The 18263-nt window shown below is 54.2% G+C and carries 19 protein-coding genes; 11 read left to right on the top strand and 8 right to left on the bottom strand.

Annotation, left to right across the window (positions count from 1 at the left end; translation table 11 throughout):
• The 4 genes from TH5_RS25940 to TH5_RS22895 form a co-directional block, all read left to right on the top strand.
• Positions 1-210 (top strand): hypothetical protein (locus TH5_RS25940; RefSeq protein WP_208638524.1); only part of this gene is annotated, 210 nt, incomplete at its 5' end.
• A 20-nt stretch (positions 211-230) separates the two neighbouring features.
• Entirely contained in the window at positions 231-1772 is a 1542-nt protein-coding gene (gene betC / locus TH5_RS22905; protein ID WP_244205014.1) for a choline-sulfatase, read from the top strand.
• Between the two features lie 44 nt (positions 1773-1816).
• On the top strand, positions 1817-2770 hold the full coding sequence (gene choX, locus TH5_RS22900; RefSeq protein ID WP_208638523.1) for a choline ABC transporter substrate-binding protein: 954 nt from the start codon (positions 1817-1819) through the stop codon (positions 2768-2770).
• A gap of 209 nt (positions 2771-2979) precedes the next feature.
• Complete coding sequence (locus TH5_RS22895; protein WP_114123823.1) at positions 2980-4383, top strand: FAD-binding oxidoreductase; 1404 nt, start codon at positions 2980-2982, stop codon at positions 4381-4383.
• A gap of 78 nt (positions 4384-4461) precedes the next feature.
• On the opposite strand, the gene TH5_RS22890 is transcribed toward TH5_RS22895, so the two are convergent.
• The 4 genes from TH5_RS22890 to TH5_RS22875 form a co-directional block, all read right to left on the bottom strand.
• A complete protein-coding gene (locus TH5_RS22890; RefSeq protein WP_007089695.1) occupies positions 4462-4683 on the bottom strand; it encodes a helix-turn-helix transcriptional regulator in 222 nt (73 codons plus the stop codon).
• On the bottom strand, positions 4676-5869 hold the full coding sequence (locus tag TH5_RS22885) for a type II toxin-antitoxin system HipA family toxin (protein WP_114123822.1): 1194 nt from the start codon (positions 5867-5869) through the stop codon (positions 4676-4678). The genes TH5_RS22890 and TH5_RS22885 overlap by 8 nt, the downstream gene beginning before the upstream one ends.
• A gap of 139 nt (positions 5870-6008) precedes the next feature.
• Positions 6009-7094, bottom strand: a complete 1086-nt coding sequence (locus tag TH5_RS22880) for a lipid A deacylase LpxR family protein (protein ID WP_114123821.1) — start codon at positions 7092-7094, stop codon at positions 6009-6011.
• Complete coding sequence (locus tag TH5_RS22875) at positions 7091-7999, bottom strand: LysR family transcriptional regulator (protein ID WP_114123820.1); 909 nt, start codon at positions 7997-7999, stop codon at positions 7091-7093. Before TH5_RS22875 ends, TH5_RS22880 begins: the two co-directional genes overlap by 4 nt.
• A 166-nt stretch (positions 8000-8165) precedes the next feature.
• Here TH5_RS22875 and TH5_RS22870 point away from each other — a divergent pair, with 166 nt between their 5' ends.
• Positions 8166-9077, top strand: a complete 912-nt coding sequence (locus tag TH5_RS22870; protein WP_114123819.1) for a DMT family transporter — start codon at positions 8166-8168, stop codon at positions 9075-9077.
• Positions 9078-9182: 105 nt separating this feature from the next.
• Here the strand turns inward: TH5_RS22870 and TH5_RS22865 are convergent, their stop codons facing one another.
• A complete protein-coding gene (locus TH5_RS22865) occupies positions 9183-9560 on the bottom strand; it encodes a hypothetical protein (protein WP_147250172.1) in 378 nt (125 codons plus the stop codon).
• Between the two features lie 448 nt (positions 9561-10008).
• Here TH5_RS22865 and TH5_RS26165 point away from each other — a divergent pair, with 448 nt between their 5' ends.
• The 4 genes from TH5_RS26165 to TH5_RS22845 all read left to right on the top strand — a co-directional run bounded on the left by TH5_RS26165 (position 10009) and on the right by TH5_RS22845 (position 11445).
• The gene (locus TH5_RS26165) at positions 10009-10215 is read left to right on the top strand and encodes a DUF3309 family protein (RefSeq protein ID WP_114123817.1); all 207 of its coding nucleotides are present in this window, start codon (positions 10009-10011) and stop codon (positions 10213-10215) included.
• Between the two features lie 238 nt (positions 10216-10453).
• Complete coding sequence (locus TH5_RS22855) at positions 10454-10651, top strand: hypothetical protein (RefSeq protein WP_114123829.1); 198 nt, start codon at positions 10454-10456, stop codon at positions 10649-10651.
• A gap of 122 nt (positions 10652-10773) precedes the next feature.
• A complete protein-coding gene (locus TH5_RS22850) occupies positions 10774-11154 on the top strand; it encodes a hypothetical protein (protein WP_114123816.1) in 381 nt (126 codons plus the stop codon).
• Between the two features lie 72 nt (positions 11155-11226).
• Complete coding sequence (locus tag TH5_RS22845) at positions 11227-11445, top strand: hypothetical protein (protein WP_114123815.1); 219 nt, start codon at positions 11227-11229, stop codon at positions 11443-11445.
• A gap of 14 nt (positions 11446-11459) precedes the next feature.
• On the opposite strand, the gene TH5_RS22840 is transcribed toward TH5_RS22845, so the two are convergent.
• On the bottom strand, positions 11460-12119 hold the full coding sequence (locus TH5_RS22840) for a Crp/Fnr family transcriptional regulator (RefSeq protein ID WP_244205013.1): 660 nt from the start codon (positions 12117-12119) through the stop codon (positions 11460-11462).
• 255 nt (positions 12120-12374) lie between these two features.
• On the opposite strand from TH5_RS22840, the gene TH5_RS22835 reads away from it, so the two are divergent.
• Positions 12375-12614: a hypothetical protein gene (locus TH5_RS22835; RefSeq protein WP_114123814.1), complete on the top strand. Its 240-nt coding sequence runs from the start codon at positions 12375-12377 to the stop codon at positions 12612-12614.
• A gap of 154 nt (positions 12615-12768) precedes the next feature.
• Here the strand turns inward: TH5_RS22835 and TH5_RS22830 are convergent, their stop codons facing one another.
• Both TH5_RS22830 and TH5_RS22825 read right to left on the bottom strand, forming a co-directional pair.
• Complete coding sequence (locus TH5_RS22830; RefSeq protein WP_114123813.1) at positions 12769-13149, bottom strand: hypothetical protein; 381 nt, start codon at positions 13147-13149, stop codon at positions 12769-12771.
• A 178-nt stretch (positions 13150-13327) separates the two neighbouring features.
• Positions 13328-14164 (bottom strand): DUF2189 domain-containing protein, encoded by an 837-nt coding sequence (locus tag TH5_RS22825; RefSeq protein ID WP_114123827.1) that lies wholly within the window; start codon positions 14162-14164, stop codon positions 13328-13330.
• Between the two features lie 391 nt (positions 14165-14555).
• On the opposite strand from TH5_RS22825, the gene TH5_RS22820 reads away from it, so the two are divergent.
• Positions 14556-18146 carry an AsmA family protein gene (locus TH5_RS22820; protein WP_114123812.1) on the top strand — a complete coding sequence of 1197 codons (3591 nt, stop codon included), beginning with the start codon at positions 14556-14558 and terminating at the stop codon, positions 18144-18146.
• Positions 18147-18263: the final 117 nt, after the last annotated feature.

Raw genomic sequence — 18263 nt, 5'->3', positions numbered from 1 at the left:
CGCAGCCGCGGTGAAGCTTGCGCAGCGGGCGGCGGCTTCGAACGCGATCAGGGCATGCGGCGACGGGATGTGATGAAATTTCATGACATGAATTATATTGATACCAATGATCGATGCAAGCGGCCTTCACAACCCCCGGATAAACATGAAACATATGGTTTCCAGTTGTTTTCGCATCCGGCCGGTTTGCGAAAGACATCATGTTGGTGAATATCAAAAGGGGGTGGGCGGTGCCGAATGCTTTGAGACCGATGAATATTCTGTTTGTCATGGCCGACCAGTTGGCTGCGCGGTGTTTGCCGGTTTATGGTCATGAGGTGGTCAAAACGCCGAACATCGATGCGCTGTGCGAAAATGCGGTGGTTTTTGATTCCGCCTATACCAACAGCCCGCTTTGCGCGCCGTCGCGCTTTTGCCTGATGACCGGGCAGTTGCCCGGCCGGATCGAGGCCTATGACAACGCATCCGACCTGCCATCCGATATTCCGACGGTGGCGCATTACCTGCGCCGCGCCGGATATCGCACCGCCCTTTCGGGCAAGATGCATTTTTGCGGTGCCGATCAGCTGCACGGTTACGAGGATCGCCTGACATCGGATATCTATCCGGCAGATTACGGATGGTATTGCGACTGGGACAATTTCGAGGACCGGCCAAGCTGGTATCACAATATGGGATCGGTCACACAGGCAGGGCCGGTTTACCGTTCCAACCAGCTTGATTTCGATGATGAAACCGCGTTCGAGGCGAAGCGTTACCTTTATGACGTGGCGCGCCAGAAAAAGCACGATGACCGTCCGTTTTTCCTGACGGTATCGTTTACCCATCCGCATGACCCGTATAATGCGCGCCCGGAATTCTGGGACCTTTATGACGGGGTGGAAATCGATCCGGTGCGGGTTAAAATCGATGATGCGGAACTTGATCCGCATTCACGGCGTTTGCGTCATGTCTATAATCTTGATGAACAGCCGGTTACCGATGACGAAATCCTTCAGGCGCGCCGTGCCTATTATGCCTCGATCAGTTATGTCGACAGTCTGGTCGGGTCGCTGATGCAGACCCTACGCGAGACGGGCATGGACGACAACACCCTGATCGTGTTTAGCGGTGATCACGGTGACATGCTGGGCGAACGCGGCATGTGGTACAAAATGTCGTGGTTTGAGCCCAGCGCCCGGGTGCCGATGTTCTTTGCCTTTCCGGGGGCAAAGGGGCAGAAACGCGTTTCGCAATCGGTATCACTGATCGATATCCTGCCGACATTGCGCGAGCTTGCCGGGGATGATGCGGCGGGGACCCTGGCCGGGCCGATTGATGGCCGAAGTCTGGTGCCGCACATGCAGGGTACGGGCGGCCATGACGAGGTGATTGGCGAATATTGCGGCGAGGGGGCGTTGTCCCCGATTATCATGATCCGGCGGGGGGCCTATAAATACATCGCATCGGGGATTGATCCCGATATGCTTTATGATCTTGAAAGCGATCCCGATGAAGTGCACGACCTGATCAATGATCCGGCACACGGCGAAATCCGCGATGCGTTTCGTGCCGAACTTGTGGAAAACTGGGATCTGGACGCGTTTCGCGAACGCGTCATTCACAGCCAGAAACGCCGCAAGCTGGTTTATGAAGCCCTGACACAAGGGCGGGTTACACCGTGGGATCATCAGCCGAAACGCGATAGTTCGACCATGTATATGCGCAATCATCTTGATCTTGATGATGTTGAACTTGATGCGCGTCTGACGGTTCCGGGGGCAGGGGAATGAACAACGGCCGGAACAGCAATTAACCAATCAGAAGGAGGCAAAAAATGAAAAAAACAGGACTTTTGGGGATGATGGCGATCGGTGTTGCACTGGCCGGGTTTGGCCAGACAACGCCGGCAAGTGCCGCAGACGCCGCCTGCGATACCGTGGTGTTTTCCGACCCGCAATGGACCGACATCACATCCACCAACGCACTGACCGGTGTGGTACTTGAGGCATTGGGTTATCAGCAGAAGGTTGAGACCATTTCCGTGCCGGTGACCTTTGAAATGCTCGGTGCCGGGGAAGTTGACGTGTTTCAGGGCAACTGGATGCCGGCCCAGCAGAAATTTGTTGATGCGGCCAATGAAAAGGGCGGCATTGAAAATCTTGGCGTGAACCTGAAGGGGGCGAAATTCACGCTTGCCGTGCCGGAATATGTTGCCGCGGCGGGGATCAAAAGCTTTGCCGATCTGGGCGCACATGGCGATGAATTTGATCACAAGATTTACGGGATCGAGCCGGGCGCACCGGCCAACCAGTTGATCCAGAAAATGATCGATTCCGGTGATTTCGGTCTTGAGGGCTGGGAACTTGTCGAGAGCAGCGAACAGGCGATGCTGGCACAGGCCAAGCGCCTTGAGCGCGGCAAGGACTGGATTGTGTTCCTGGCATGGGCACCGCATCCGATGAACAACCAGTTTGATCTGACCTATCTTGAAGGCGGGGATGACTATTTCGGCCCCAATTACGGCGGGGCGGATGTCTATACGCTGGTGCGCGATGACTTTGCCAAGGCCTGCCCGAATGTCGGCAAGCTTCTGGATAATGTCAGCTTCACCCTTGATATGGAAAACACCATGATGGGGATGATCATCAATGACGGCATGGCACCCAATGATGCCGCGACCAAGCTTCTGAAAGAAGACCCGTCGGTTCTTGATGCGTGGCTTGAGGGGGTCACCACCAAGGATGGCGGCGACGGACTGGCTGCGGTCAAGGATGCACTTGGCGTCTGAGACAGCCGGACGTCGTGACAGGATTTGCAAAACCGCCCGTAACGTCACGGGCGGTTTTTTGCATTTCGCGGCAAAAGGTAATACCAATTTGGGATGTATCGGATTAGGCTGGGGGCCAAATTTTTGATCTGCCGGCCCTGCGCCCCGTTTGATACCGCCTGATACTGTGTGATCCCGGCAGGCTGCCACCAAAGACCAAGAGGAACGTCATGTCCCATCGCCAATATGACCGCATTGAAACCCCCGAAAGCCTGATCGCATCACTGCGCGATATGCTGGGCGATCGCCTGTCGACTGCCGCCGCCGTTCTCGAACAGCATGGCAAGGATGAAAGCTGGCACGCGGCATCCCCACCCGATGCGGTGGTGTTTGCCACCTCGACCGAGGAAGTCGCGAAGGTCGTGACACTTTGCGCCGAACATAATGTGCCGATCGTGCCGTTTGGCACCGGATCGTCGCTTGAGGGGCATGTGGCAGCACTGCGCGGCGGGATTTGCATCGATCTTTCGCGGATGGATGCAATCCTTGAGGTCAATAACGAGGACCTTGATTGCCGGGTTCAGGCCGGGGTGACGCGCGAACAGCTTAATGATCATCTGCGCGATACAGGTCTGTTTTTCCCGATTGATCCGGGGGCAAATGCCTCCATCGGCGGGATGACGGCAACGCGCGCATCGGGTACCAATGCGGTGCGTTATGGCACCATGCGCGACAATGTTCTGAACCTGACCGTCGTCACACCGGATGGCAAGATCATCAAGACCGCCAACCGGGCACGCAAATCATCGGCGGGTTATGACCTGACGCGCCTGTTTGTCGGGTCGGAAGGGACACTTGGCGTGATTACCGAAATCGCATTGAAGCTGTATGGCATCCCCGAAGCGATGTCGGCTGCGGTCTGTGCATTTCCAAGTGTCGATGCAGCGGTCGATACCGTGATCCTGACCATTCAGGCCGGTATTCCGGTGGCGCGCATCGAGTTCCTTGATGAAATGCAAATCCGGGCGATCAACAATTATTCCAAGACCGACCATAAAGAAGCCCCGACCCTGTTCTTCGAATTCCATGGCACCGAAGCCGGTGTGAAGGAACAGGCGGAGTTTGTGCAGTCGGTGGCCGAGGAATTCGGGGCGGAGGCATTCCAGTGGGCGACCCGTCAGGAAGACCGCAACAAATTGTGGGCGGCACGCCACAAGGCCTATTATGCGTCGCTTCAGCTTGAACCGGGCAAGGCCGGGATGCCGACCGATGTCTGCGTGCCGATTTCAAAACTGGCCGAGGCGATCCGCGAAACGCGGGCCGATTGCGATGCCAGCCCGCTGACCTGCACGATTGTCGGCCATGTGGGTGATGGCAATTTCCATACCCTGATCCTGCTGGATCCCGAAGATCCGGCACAGATGGCCGAAGCCAAGCGCCTGCATGATCGCATGGTCGAACGTGCGCTTAAACTGGGCGGGACATGCACCGGCGAACATGGCATTGGTTATGGCAAGCTTGATTTCATGGAAGCCGAACATGGCCCCGATACGATTGCCCTGATGCGCGCGATCAAAGGCGCCATTGACCCCAAAGGACTAATGAATCCGGGCAAACTGATCCCCGGGCTTTAAGAGCGCCCGACCTGTCAGATGAATGCAAAACGGGGCCAAAGCGGCCCCGTTTTTTGTGCGGTAATGTCGGCAATCGGATCAGGTGTTATCGGAAGACGAGGTATCGACGAGGCCAAGGGCCGACAGCGCCTTCCACGCGTTTTCCAGTCGCAGATTGCCTTCGCCTTTCTCAAGGCGGACAATCGTAACGTGGCTTATTCCGATCAGCTCGGCCAAGGCGACCTGCGACAGGTTTTCCCGTTTGCGGGCTTCCTGCACGCGACGTCCGAGTTCCTGAAGGGACGGGAGCTTTTCAGTCATAGATTCTTTCCCATGCTTCCTTGACGGCGTTGACGTAACGGAACGATTTTTCTTCGGACAGCAGAACCCTGTCTTTCAGGTTTCTAAACAGGGGTTCTTTTTTGCGATAAAGCTGTTTTAAGGCTGATTCGGCGGCCTTTAGTGGCAGGCCAAATTCCGGGGCGATCCGAAGCAGGAGGTCCCGGTCATAGTTTTCCCATTGCAGGCGTTGTTCATTGACAAGCAAGCCAAAGCGGGTGGTGTATCCCTGAGCGCCATAGATATATCCGTTCAGAACATCGTAAGCGGGGGATAATCTGAGGCCATTTGGCGTTTCCAGGAGGCTCCAGTTTTTGAGGTGGCAATCGACATTGCCCAGAAGCACATAAACCGCGAGCCTTATGAAAGCGCGTCTTGCATCAATCAGCGGGGCGCTGGAAAACGAGAGAGCCCGACCGATATCGCCATAGGATGCATTGTATTTTCCACGGTGATCCCGGCCCGGCGGGACGCCAAGGACTTGCGCAAAATCTTCGCAGCGCAGTTTGGTTTGCATGGCAGCACCCTGTCGATCAAAGCGCCGGACCGCAAGAGCTGCATCGGGAATGCCGGTGACGAAGGTTCGCCATGTGTGGGCGACTTCGCCTTTGGGAAGAAGCGTTTTGCATAGGTCCATCGTGCCAGCTTCGTTGGCGACAAGATCGGGCAGGTTTTCAGAGGAGAATTTTGCAATGATCGGTGCCAGTTCATCCTGTTTTGCTGGATGCAGCTTTCCGCCATCTGTTTCATTGCAGAGTATCTTTGCCTGAACACCGCTGATGGTGCGTTCCGTATTTGCCGCCTGATCCATCGCGGGCAGGTTCGATGTTTTTAACCTGCGATCCTGTTTTGCTTCGGGGTCGATAATGCCGACCGCACCGATGCAATCGCCCGCAAATGCAAGCAGAATTCCAAAATCGTCGTTGGTGTCCAAATCTTCAAAGGCGCTTTGGCGTTCGCGAAGCCAGCCTTCGGGGCCGAGATGCGAAAAGAACGGGTGCAGGCCATTTGGATGGAAATGTGTGCGTTGCGAGGCGGGCAGGCAGCACGCAATATCGTGATCAAATCCCGGATCATATTCAAATGACGTCGCATTACCGGGTTCTTCGCGCAGGATGCCCGCACGGTTGCCCTTGAATGTCACAATCCCGTATCGCAATCGAGCCATTATAAAATTTCTTTTATACTGTGCTGTTGATGGCTGATTTTAGTAAAATAAACGATACTTGTCACCGATAAAGTATCAAAAGCAATACTTTATCGGTGAGGTTTGGTAGGTTCGTATAAAATATTATACGATTTAAGTGTCAGAAACGGACGGACATGGACAGTGATCCGAACTGATCACCCTTGTCCTGGCCTTCGAATTCGGCCGTACGATAGACGTGGGTGTAGGTGAAGCGGGCCTGTCCGACGATGATGGCGAAACCGATTTGCAGATCGCCGACCAGCGGTTCCTTGTCGATGGAATTGCTGTCCTTGAAGGTGTTGCCATCAAGGGTGATGTCGCGCAGCACCCAGCGACCCGCAGCCCCGGCGAACAGATAGCCGCTGACGGGGAAGCCTTCGGTGTCGGGGGCGAAGAAGTCCGATCCCGGAAGGCTTGGGCGGATGCGCGGCGGGCCGTAATCGGCCGGCAGGTCAAAGCCCAGCCGGAACATGGTGCCAAGTTCGGCATTGGTGTAAGCGTTACCCAGCATGAAACCGGCATGCGGGGTGGCGTCATATTCAAGGCCAAGAACGTCGCCTTCGAACCAGCTTCGGTATTTGCGTTCATAGGCAAGGTTGACGATCGGTTCGTTTTTGATCTGGTTGTCCCAGCCTTGGGGGTCGGGGCTGTCGATCATTTTGTGAACGACTTTCTGGGTGTTGTCGGCAAAGGATGCGGGGCCGACCACGCCAAGGGTCAGTTCAAGCGTGTCGATCCGCGAATAGTCGCTGTCGCCTTCACGCTGCAATCCGGTATCGGACAGAAGCCCGACACTGCCATAAAGCAAACCAGCCCACGGGCGGTCATTGGGCTGGTTTTCGGCAATGGTGATATCGTTTGGCGTATACATGCTTTGCCCGATGGCGTAGCTGGTGCGGATGCGGCCGTTCGAGGCGAAAAACGGCACAGCCTTGGCCGCACTCAGCACCGGTTCGGGCGCGGTGTCTTCGGGGGAAACGAACGCAAGCCGGACACCGTTGGTGTAATGCTGGTCCTGATTGTTCCTGGTGAACAGATCGTTTTCAATCGACAGCGACACACCCCATTTGTCATCGGGGGTGCGCATCGATTGCGGGCCCTTGGCGGTATCCTGTTGGGCATGTGCAATATTGGCAATGGTCAGGGCACCAAGGACGGGCAGTGATGCCAGAAGGTGTGTCGAGATGGTTTTGGGCGATGTCATCGAATGCTCTGATCATTATTTGCGCGTAATTTTCGGACCATGAAATCAATCACGGTTCTGATCTTACGCAGTTTATGACGTTGCGGTGCACATAAAGCGAAAAGTCCCAGTTCGCGCGGGGCGAAATCATCCAGAAGACTGACAAGCCTGCCATCTTGCAGCAAATCCTCGACAACCAGACGGGGTGTCAGCGTGATCCCGCAACCTTGCAGCAGGGCGTCACGCTTCGCAAGGCTGCTGTTGACATAAAAGCGGCCTTTGACCTGAATGCTGCGTTCATGTTCACCATCGGAGAAGGTCCAGAAACCCGGACGACTGTCGTTGGTGTAAACAAAGCAGTTGTGGTTCAACAGATCCTCTGGCCTGGTCAGTGGGGGAGATTTGGCAATATAGGCGGGGCTTGCGCACAAGACTCTGGAATAGCCGCATAATCGCCGGGCAATAAGGCTTGAATTGGGCAGCGATTCACTGACCCGGAGCGCAATATCGAACCCTTCGTCAATCAGATCGACGACCTTGTCATTGAGTTCAAGTTCGATGGTCAGTTCGGGATAGGCATCGATCATTTTGGCAATCATCGGGGACAGTTGCCGGATGCCAAACGACATCGGGGCGGCGATGCGCACCCGCCCGCGCGGACCTTCGTTAAGATCACGCACTGTTTCATCGGCATCGGCCATTTCATCAAGGATGCCGGTAATCCGGCCAAGATAGGTTTCGCCCGCTTCGGTCAGGCTCATGCGGCGCGTGGTGCGCGCGATCAACTGCACGCCAAGCTGGTCTTCAAGCGCGTTGATATGCTTGGTCATAGAGCCCGGCGTCATGTTGAGTTCGCGGGCGGCGGCGGCAAATGTGCCGCGTTCGGCGATTTTACGAAAACATTCCAGTGCGCGCAGACGGTCCATTCCTGATCCCCAAATTCCGGTCAAATAACCCTATAATTTCCGTATTGGAAATAAACTACGATCAAATACCGGCAAGATCGACTGGTAATGTTGTGTTAGTTTCACCAAAATTGAAATTGCCCGCGCGCCCCAAAAATCTGCGCCGGCCGGAGGAAGGATCAAGATCATGAGCGCCACCTGGCTCAAACCTGTTTTATTGCTGATTGGTTCCGGAACGATGGGCGGTAGTTCCATCCTGCTTGCCAAAGTCGGTGCGCAGGAGGGTATCCCGGCATTATCCTATCTGTTCTGGCAATGTCTTGGGGCCGGACTGGTTCTGGGACTATTGTCGATTGGCCGGGGCGGCTTGCCGCCAATGCGGGCGACCTATATCCGTTATTATTTTGTGGCCGGCCTGGTCAGTCTCGCCTTTCCGATGGGGCTTGGCTATTTCATGGTGCCGTATATCGGGGCATCGATGGCCGGGGTCTTTACCGCATTGCCGCCCTTGATGACCTATCTGATTTCGATGGGGATCGGGATTGAAACCGCGCAGTTCAAGCGCCTGATGGGGTTGATGGTTGGCTTTTGCGGCGTGCTGTTTTTGTATGTGCCGCAGATCAGTGCGCCCGATAGCACCATTCTGGTTTATCTGCTGGTGGCGGCCCTGATCCCGGTCAGTCTGGCAATTGGCAATGTCTATCGGACGGTGGCATGGCCCACGGGGGCGTCGCCCCTGACACTGGCATCGGGGATGATGATGGCCAGTGCGATCCTGTGCCTTGTGTTTGAAGTTGGCCGCGATCAGTTGCATGTGCCCGATTTCGGCAATGGCATGGCGTGGCTGATCATCGGGGTTCAGATGGCGGTCGCCAGCATGATGTATATCTGCCATTTCGAATTGCAGCGCGTCGCGGGCCCGGTCTTCCTGAGCCAGATCGGCTATGTCATGGCCCTGACCAGCCTGGCGGGTGGTACGTTGCTTCTGGGGGAAACATTGCGCCCGGAACTGATCGTCACACTGGGCTGTGTGGTGGCGGGAACGTTCCTTGTGCGTCCGGCGCGGCCATCGGGTGGCCGGGCATCCGCCACCAGTTGATTATCAATGCACTACAATTAGAAACTTGCCCCACGCGACGTAAAACACCGCCCGGTCCATCGGGCGGTGTTTTGCTGCAAATGTCGGGGCCCCGGGAATCGAATTTCAAAACGGTGCCCGGGGAGATACGGACATGCCTTCGTTCTCGCTTCTTTCGATGGCCTGTCGATCCACTTTGGACATCGTTGTTTTCCCTGATCGGGTGTCCTGATGTTCACTGCATTGGTGGCGATCCCGAAGGACGGCGATATCAAAATCGCGTGGATCGATGTTGAAGGTTTTTGGCTCGATAACGGTGCCGGGCTTGCGGATCATATACATCGTGGTTGAAATGCGTTTGAAGCCGACAAAAGACAGTCCTTCGAGAATTTCTTCTTCCGTTTCAACGTTGTAATAGCCCGGTGGGAAGCTGAGATCGAAACCCGCGAGATTGAAGGGATACAGAAATTCATAGGTTTTCTGGGTTATTCTGGTCGTGGTCATATCGGAAGACTCCATGTGCGAAGGCCTGGCCAGGATTTTATCCGGCTGAATGCCGGGCTCCTTTGCGCAGTCAGGCGAAAATCATTTCGTGAACGCGCAGGGTGGCCTTCATCCGGTTCCCTGTATGGCAAAGGAACGGGTGTGCTGAACGGGCATCCTTCAAGAGGTTGTTCTGACTTATCTTTGTTAATCCCGTAATGTATATTTGATATTATGGTCATTTAATTTCTGATTTTCTATTGATGGTTAAGTCATATATTAAGTGATTTTATTATTTTTGTTTATCGTAATATTTTTTATTATTTTTACTTGAAAGATAAACTCAAGTTAGTGCGAATTTTTATTTTCAATGGGATCATGACAGTATAACTTTTTCATTTTTTCGGGCGGTCATTTAAAGTTTTCGGAGATCTGCTTGTTCCCGTGGTGTCTTTGCTGTTGTCTGCGGATGCAATTGCGGAAAATGTTCTCCCGTCAAGATATCTTTCGGTCAATCCAAGATTGGGAGGATGCCATGTCACTTACATTTCTGATGTTGATTGTGCTGGGGCCAATTTTCGTCGCAACCGTGCCGATCTGGTCGTTCAGTCGAAGGTGGGGCTATTACCCCAGTTCAGTCGTACTTGTGATGATAGTTGTGATTGGGGGAGTATAGTTTACACGCGATGCGCATATGCTTTGCCTAGGGAAGTACTAAAAATATGACGAAAACAAACGCAGGTTAGTTGGCCGAGGTGCTTTTTCGACTAAAAGTAATCATGAATACTGAATGTTCAGTTATTCAAATATGGTTTTGACCGGGGCAATTCTTGTCGCCCACAATCGGACCCCCGATCTTAAAGGCAAGTTCCTCTATGTTGCCCCGGCGGACCCATGACTTAAGGTCAATGGTTATGAAAGAACAACAGAGTTCAGGGCAGTTCACTGCCGACAAAATGAAAACTGTCAAGGCTGCCTGCGAACAGGCGCCTTCCGGTCCGAAAAAAGACGCGGCATTGAAGCATTATCAGGCAGCCGAGACGGCAAAGAAAGCCAATAACGATACTGAATGCGTCAAGTCGCTCGATGCGGCAAGCAAAGCTTTGAATTGAACTTTGGTGTCCTCTCTCCCCCCTGATTGACATCAGCCATCCCGGCGTTTCGTCGGGGTGGTTTTTTCAAAATGGGCTATGACGCAATAGCAGGATTTCACCTGAATACACAGGAGGCTTCCATGAGTGTCCGTACGATCAGCAATGTTTATCGTTTCAAGAATCCGTTCAATTTGACAGGCCGAGCACAAAGTTTGCCAGCCGGTACATATTGTGTGGAGACATATGAAGAACTGGCGGAGGGTGATCATTTTGTCACCTATCAGCCGGTCTTGTCGCTTTTGCATATCAACGGGGCGCTGGGGTCTGCGAATGCGCGGGTTTCAATCCAGGTCAGTCTTGAAGAGCTTGATCTTGCGCTGGTGATGGACGAGATCGCAGAAGAAGAACTGGCTCTTATTAATGCCGATATTTCCGAACAGGAATTGAACCTGCTGAGCGAAATACGCCGCGCAGGGCGGGGTGCATCCGTGAAATCACCTTTTGCGACGGTCATGCGCTGAGGCCATCGATGCCTTTTGCAGCCCGTTCATTTCATTTTGAAATTCAAAAACACCATAAACAGGAGAACAGGAATGTTTGGTTTCCAGGGTGGCGAAACAGCCGAAGTCGTAACCCGCAAGAAGGGTTACCTCAGGGATGCGCAGAAGCATTGGAAATTCCTGACGCATTATGATCTTTCGACGATCAAGACCAAGGGGCAGCTTTGCAATATGATCAAAGTTCGCGCCAGCCTTTCCGAAGAGCAGGCGACAAAGGATGTCGATGCGTGGATGGCGGGCAAGGTGTTTTGATTGTACGGGGGCGATCAATGCCCGGTATGGCCGGTATCATTCCGGATGATGGGCTCGTCCTGATCAAGGTATCCGACCTGAAAATCGGCAAGTTCGATCAGCTTTTCAAGATTGTCGAAATGCACGATCCCCTTTTGGAAAGTCATCAGGTTTTGTTCGCGCAATTGGCGCAGAACACGATTGATATGTATGGCGCTTAGTCCCAATGCATCGGCCAGCAGATATTGCGACAGTGGGCAGGGATAGCTGTTTTTGGTGCCGACCCCGATCAGATTTAATCTGATTCCCAGTTCCAGCAGGAAGTGGGCCGTGCGCACAATCGCAGACCGGCGGCCGATATTTACCAGATGTTCGACAACCATCGCCTCATCGCGCGACGCCGCCCAGAGAATGGCACTTGCAAGACGGGGGGATTTCGCGAAGGTGGATTTTATGTTCTGGGCTGATACTTCGGCGATTGTGATTTCGGTTATCGCTTCGAAGCTGTGATCCGAGGTCCGCAGCAACAGGCTGCGCAAGCCGAGGAAGTCGCCAGGAATTTGAAAATCGATGATCTGGCGCGTGCCATCGGGCAGCAGTTTGTAAGACGCGACCCAGCCATCAAGAAGGATAAAGGCATTGTGCGCCCGCTGTCCTTCGTGAACAATTTCGCGCCCGGCGGAAAGTGTGATCAATCTGCTGGGCATCGAAGAAAATGTAGAAATTTCATTATCTGTCAGATCTATGAAAGATTTCAGCTTTTTAACAACAAATTTTGTAGACGAAATCATGTATTTTTCTTTCATGACAAAATAATAAAAATTATTATGCCAATATTTTCAAAATCCTGATCTGTGTTTACGCTAGTTGTGAAACATGATGGTAAATTTTTTAGTCATATTTCGCAACATAGATGCGATAATTTCAAGATTATTTAGAGGATAAATAACATGGATGATAAATACAAAGTTCAAGGTGCTGCTGCCCTTTCGATTTGTGAGTCTCTCTTGCTTTGTCTAGGAGATATGGGCCTTATGACGGACAAGGATATTATCGGTATTCTTGAAGATGCAGCAAATGGGCATGTCACCGGCGAACCCGGGGTGGAAGTGGACGACCATCATCAGGCCGTTCATGATCTGATCAAAGCAATCATCAAAGGTGGCAATTCGGTACGGCATCCCGCTTAGTCGGGCGTAACGGTTTTCGGCAAATGCTTTTCAGGCGGAAATATTCAATATCCCGACATGAAGGGGCGGAGATTCTGCATCGCGCAAAATTCCGCCCTTTTTCGTGATGTGTTCCGATATCTGCGACATTGAAGGTCGTCAATGTTGTCAGATATTATTTGTGCGCTTTACCGGAAGCTTTTGTTTCCGGTTTGCCTTTCGGGGCCTCGATCTGGCCAAAAAGGGACTGGGTCATGGCGATGATGGTATTGGTCTGATCGGCGAATGCGGCATTGGTGTCTTTTAGCCAGGTTTGCTGCGCATCCATCAGGTCCGACCAATCCGTACATTCCTGACACGTCTGGTAAAGCTGCACATTGGCCTTGATCCGGCCTGCGACAAATTCCCCAACCTTTGCAGGAACGACCTGCATGCTATTGGCGATGGCTTCGGAATTGTTTTTAACCGTCGATGCAATCGGTTCGTTAAAAACTTCGAGAAGGGGCGCGGGAATTGAGGTGGCCGTTTTGTCGGCTTCGACAGTTTTCTGTGTCATGCTCGGTGCCTTAAACAATGCCCGACGGAACTTCCGCCAAGCTGTCGAAGGGTTTAGCACATGGGGGGTCCGGGCTAGCTAACACGGGTTAGTTTTGCCGGGTTTCTTTTGGCAAAAACAAAGGCGCAGGGCTGCTTTCAGGCATCCCTGCGCCTTTGTGAATTTCCGTTTCAAGGCGTTATGGCACGACCCGTCTCAGGCGACGGGCTTCGGCATTTTCAGTATCGATCAGGCCGCGATAGGCATGCCAGCTTGAATAGCCCAGAAGCGGCATCATGATCGCAAGACCCAGCAGGAAAACCACCATGCCGCACGCCGCCATGACGGCAATCATCGCGGCCCACCCGGTCAGGACCCGCCAGTTTTTGCGGAATGCCGCAACGCTTGTAATCAGGGCGGTGATCACATCGACATCGCGATCCACCAGAAGCGGGATTGATACCACCGTGATGGCAAACACCATCATCGCCAGCGCCCCGCCAAGGATGGTGCCGGTGATCAGGAACGTGATGGCATCGCGCGAAAAGAAGGTTTCCCAGATCAGCACATCAAGGGACGGCACTGATCCGTTATAAAACAGCGCAAACAGCAGCATCGCGATGCGCGTCCATGCCAGGAAGAACAGCATCAGAATGACGCCAATCGCGCCAAGTTGCCCGGGATTGCGCCGGAAGCCGTTCAAGCTGTGCCACAGGGTGACGTTTTCACCCATTTCAAGGCGGCGGCTGGTTTCATAAAGGCCGACCGCGATGACCGGGGCCAGAAGCATGAAGCCGGCACCCAGCGGCAGGGTCAGATAGGGCTGACCCGATTGGAACAGGCTGAGTAAAATAAGATAACCGGCAATAACGCAAAGCCCGCCATAGGCAAGCCCGATGGCCGGGGTGCGTTTGAAATCGCGCCAGCCTGCTTCGAGCCATTTGCCCGACTGGTCGCTGGTGACTTCGCGGATCGCAATGCCTTGCGGAAGTCCGCTGACCGGACCCGTTGATTGTTCGATTGTCGTTTCGGACATCTGCATCCTCCCTGCACCTTATTGACAAAGGTGGCTGATACACAGACTCAAAATCCTGAAAGCATGTTCTTTTTTGTTGATGATATCACTTCGCAAAACAATTGCCAGTGTTGGCTGTGTTGAATGTCATTCGATTTTCATATGCGTATCTGCCGGTGGTTTTCCATAGGTCACGGCTTGATAGCAGGTGGTTTTGGTCACAAATACATATGTGAACCGGCAAAAGGGAAAAATCCGTACCGGGTAAGCACGTAAACGGCATCATCAACCAACTTGTTGCCATTTTCTGTTGCGACGAGCGGTATGAGCCATATGCTACTGAGATAAATACAACATCGCACCGCAAACATATTTGTTTCAGCGGTGCCGAGCAAAAAGCGGAGCCGGACTGTTGAAAAAGATCCTTGCCGTGATTGGTGCCGTTCTGGTCGTGATCATCGCTGCCCTGTTGATCATTCCATCATTGATTGACTGGAACGGTTACAAGCCGCAAATCACCCAGGCAGTGCGTGAAGCAACCGGCCGCAATCTTGAAATTCGCGGCGATCTTTCGATGTCTGTTTTGCCGTTCCCGGCCCTGTCGGTCGAGCAGGTGACACTCAGCAACCTGACCGGTGCGCAGGACCCTGACATGGTATCGGTCGAGGAAGTCCGCGTTTCGGTGGCCCTGATGCCGCTTCTGACCGGCAATGTGCAGGTGACCGAGATCAGCCTGATCGATCCGGTGATTTCTATCGAGACGTTCAAGGATGGCAGCAACAATCTGGTATTTGATCCGGCACAGGCCGCACAAAGCGGGCCGGATGCCGGCACGATTACCACACCGCCAAGCACGACCCCCGCGCCGGAAGGCGATGCGGCAGCGCCCGATGCGTCATCTGATGGCGGCGATGCCGGTTCATCCGATTTCGCCAGCACGATCCAGATTGATCGCCTTGAAATCGAAAATGCGACGATCCTGTATCACACACCGGGCAGCACGGAGCGGATCGAGGGGCTGACCCTTGGCGTGTCGGCCGATAGCCTGAGTGGCCCGGCCGAGGGCGAGGGGTATGTTTTCTATCGCGGGATTCCGCTGACATTCAATTTCAATGTCGGTGAAATCAGCCAGACCGGCCCGTTCCCGATTGGCATGCAGATCGGTATCGACAAGGTCGATGGCGGGATCAATGTCAGCGGTCAGGTTGACCTGTCGGCAGAATATCCGGGCTTTAACGGCCAGATTGACGGCAAGTTCGATGATCTGCGCGAAGCGGCCCTTCGGATTGCGGGTGAAGGTGCCGATATCCCTGATATCGCGGCCAAGCCGTTCAATCTGGGCGGGCAGGTTGCCGCCAATGCCAAATCGGTGACGGTCAATGACCTGTCGATCCGCTTTGGCGAAACCCGTGGTTCCGGGGCGATTGCCATTGATCAGGACCCGAAAATGAAGGCCGATGTGGCGCTTCGTTTCAATCAGCTTGACCTCGATTCAATCCTTGTCCTGACCCATATGGGCGAGGGTGCCAATCCGGACACCGCTGCGGGCAGTACGGGTGGCAGCGGCACGGCGACCCCGGAAAATGGATCGGCGGGTGATACCGGTGGACAATCCATCCCGTCACAGGGTGGCAAGAAATCGGGTGCGGCCAATGGACCGATGATCCCGGCCGATCTGACCGCGTCGATCGATTTCGAAGTTGAAACCCTGATTTACAATCAGACGCCGGTTCACAATGCGCGGATCAATGCCGCGATTGCCAATAGCAAGATCACATTGAACGAAGTTTCGGCCGGTTTGCCGGGCGGAACCGACTTCTCGGTGTTTGGCAGCATTTCGGGCGAAGGTCCGAAGCCGAGCGCGGCGCTTTCCTATGAGGTGGCATCGGAAAATATTCGTGCGGTTGCGCGCTGGCTTGGGGCGGATGTTGATGGCATCCGTGCGGACCGTCTGCGCCGTTTCTCGTTGACCGGCGGAATCAAGGGGACAACCGACAAGCTTGATATTTCCGATCTGGATATGCGGATCGATGATACGGCCATTCGCGGTGCGATTGTCGCCAATCTTAGCGGCGAAGGGCTTCCGGCACTTGGGATTGGTCTGAAATTGGATCGCATCAATCTGGATCAGTATATCAGCGCTGCCCCGGCAGGTGGCAATGGTGATGCGGCGTCAGGTGCGACGACCTCTGATTCGGCGGCGTCCGGTTCTGGTTCGGCGTCGGGTGGTTCGGACAGTGCGGCCTCTTCGGGGCCGGCGGCGGGCGGCGATGCCATGGTCAGAACCATCAAGGATGCGTTGGCACCACTTGACGGGATCGCGGCCAATTATCGGCTGGCGGCGGATGAAATCATTTCATCGGGCGTGTCGATCAAGGGTATTTCGATTGATGGCAGCCTGACCGGTTCGCAGATCAAACTGAATAATTTTGCGGTGGCGGATGCGGTTGGTCTGTCGGCCAGTGCCAGCGGGGTGTTCCGTGGTGATATTGCCGTTCCGGCATTCGAGGGGGTTAAGCTTAAGGTCACGGCCAAGACGCTGGAGCCGGTGGCGAAGCTGACCGGCATTACGCTTCCGGCACCGGCAAGCGAATATAAAAGCATTCAGGCCAATGTCGGGCTGAATGGTCCGGTGACCGGCCCGAACCTTGATCTTGATGTATCCAACCCGTTGATGCAGGTGGCATTGACCGGGGTGTTGCAGGACCTGTTCGGCGCGACACCGGGCATTGATGGCACACTTGCGATGCAGGCATCGAGCCTGAACCGTGTCTTGCCTTTGCTGGCACCGACTTATGAGCCGTCGGGCAATCTGGGGCGTCTGGTTGTGGACAGCACGATCAAGGGCAATGCCAAGAATATCGCACTTGATATCGCGAAGTTCGGCATCGGTCCGTTTGAAACCAAAGGCGATGTCGATTTTGACGCCAGCGGCGTACAGCCCAAGCTTTCTGTTGCGCTTTCGGGTGGGACGCTGAATGTCGATCCGTTCGTGCCGGCAGCCAAACGTGCCGGTCTGATGCCCGAAGGCGGCAGCGGTGCGCGCCGGGCGGCTTTCAATATGCCGACTACGATGAAGGCTACCACTGTTGATGCCCGTGACGGTACGCCGTGGGATGATACGGTGATTGATGTATCGGCCCTGCGCTCAATTGATGCGGATATTTCGCTGGCGCTTGATCAGCTTGATTTCGATACCTACAGCCTTGTGAAGCCGGATTTGAAGGCAACGCTTGTGACCGGGCTTCTGACCATTCAGAAATTCACCGGCCTTCTGGGCGATGGGGATTTGTCGATTGATGGCACGTTTGATGCGCGCAATTCCGATACGCCGAAACTGGCACTGAAGGGCAATCTTGACGGGGCGGATATCGAAAAACTGACGCCGATCCGGGTTGCCAATGACACGGTGATCGGCGGGGCGGCGACGAAATTTGATGTCACCGCATCGGGCAATACATCGCGCAAGCTGGTCAGTGCCCTGAACGGGACGGCCAACCTTGTTCTCAATAATGTCCGGTTCAGCAATGCCGATAAACGGTCTGCTGATCCGAAGCTGAACATTCAGGCATTGTTGCAGCAGGGACCGCAGGCGATGGTGGTTGAAGGGGTCGGTAACAACGATCTGGTTCAGAGCCTTGAAGCCGATATCGCCATCACCAACGGGATTGCCAAAACCACCCGTGTCGAAGCCACTTCGCGCGTTGGCACGGCGGACGCCGATGCGACCCTTGATCTGCCGAAATGGCAGATGGATACACAGGCCGATTTCGATTTTTCCGAGAAAATCGAAGAACTGCCGCCGTTCAGCGTTTATGCCAAGGGCAATATCAGCAACCCGGCGATTACGGGCCGCATGGACAAGGTCGCGATCAAGGTTCTGGATAACATCCTTGATAAGGCACTGGGCGGCAGTGGTTCATCCGATAGCGGATCGGGAAGTTCGGGCAAGGACGCGGCAAAGGATGTCCTGAAAGGGCTTTTGAACCAGTTCGGTCGGTGATTTTCTGACACGCTTCCAAATGACGAAACGGCCCTGCAATGCGGGGCCGTTTTGCTGTTTTGAGGGTAGCTGCGGGACATGGCTGTCATGAAAAGGCAAAAAAACCTTAACAAACCG

It is taken from the genome of Thalassospira xianhensis MCCC 1A02616, from assembly GCF_003326475.1.
In the GTDB taxonomy this organism is placed as follows: Bacteria; Pseudomonadota; Alphaproteobacteria; order Rhodospirillales; family Thalassospiraceae; genus Thalassospira; species Thalassospira xianhensis.
The sequence above is the reverse complement of the archived record's forward strand: the minus strand, read 5'-3'. Positions and strand labels throughout refer to the sequence as shown.

Excerpts from the sequence above, each read along its gene's own strand:
- choX (WP_208638523.1), top strand. The coding sequence starts at position 1,817 with ATGAAAAAAACAGGACTTTTGGGGATGATGGCGATCGGTGTTGCACTG.
- TH5_RS22895 (WP_114123823.1), top strand. The coding sequence starts at position 2,980 with ATGTCCCATCGCCAATATGACCGCATTGAAACCCCCGAAAGCCTGATC.
- TH5_RS22890 (WP_007089695.1), bottom strand. The coding sequence starts at position 4,683 with ATGACTGAAAAGCTCCCGTCCCTTCAGGAACTCGGACGTCGCGTGCAG.
- TH5_RS22885 (WP_114123822.1), bottom strand. The coding sequence starts at position 5,869 with ATGGCTCGATTGCGATACGGGATTGTGACATTCAAGGGCAACCGTGCG.
- TH5_RS22880 (WP_114123821.1), bottom strand. The coding sequence starts at position 7,094 with ATGACATCGCCCAAAACCATCTCGACACACCTTCTGGCATCACTGCCC.
- TH5_RS22875 (WP_114123820.1), bottom strand. The coding sequence starts at position 7,999 with ATGGACCGTCTGCGCGCACTGGAATGTTTTCGTAAAATCGCCGAACGC.
- TH5_RS22870 (WP_114123819.1), top strand. The coding sequence starts at position 8,166 with ATGAGCGCCACCTGGCTCAAACCTGTTTTATTGCTGATTGGTTCCGGA.
- TH5_RS22865 (WP_147250172.1), bottom strand. The coding sequence starts at position 9,560 with ATGACCACGACCAGAATAACCCAGAAAACCTATGAATTTCTGTATCCC.
- TH5_RS26165 (WP_114123817.1), top strand. The coding sequence starts at position 10,009 with ATGCAATTGCGGAAAATGTTCTCCCGTCAAGATATCTTTCGGTCAATC.
- TH5_RS22855 (WP_114123829.1), top strand. The coding sequence starts at position 10,454 with ATGAAAGAACAACAGAGTTCAGGGCAGTTCACTGCCGACAAAATGAAA.
- TH5_RS22850 (WP_114123816.1), top strand. The coding sequence starts at position 10,774 with ATGAGTGTCCGTACGATCAGCAATGTTTATCGTTTCAAGAATCCGTTC.
- TH5_RS22845 (WP_114123815.1), top strand. The coding sequence starts at position 11,227 with ATGTTTGGTTTCCAGGGTGGCGAAACAGCCGAAGTCGTAACCCGCAAG.
- TH5_RS22835 (WP_114123814.1), top strand. The coding sequence starts at position 12,375 with ATGGATGATAAATACAAAGTTCAAGGTGCTGCTGCCCTTTCGATTTGT.
- TH5_RS22830 (WP_114123813.1), bottom strand. The coding sequence starts at position 13,149 with ATGACACAGAAAACTGTCGAAGCCGACAAAACGGCCACCTCAATTCCC.
- TH5_RS22825 (WP_114123827.1), bottom strand. The coding sequence starts at position 14,164 with ATGTCCGAAACGACAATCGAACAATCAACGGGTCCGGTCAGCGGACTT.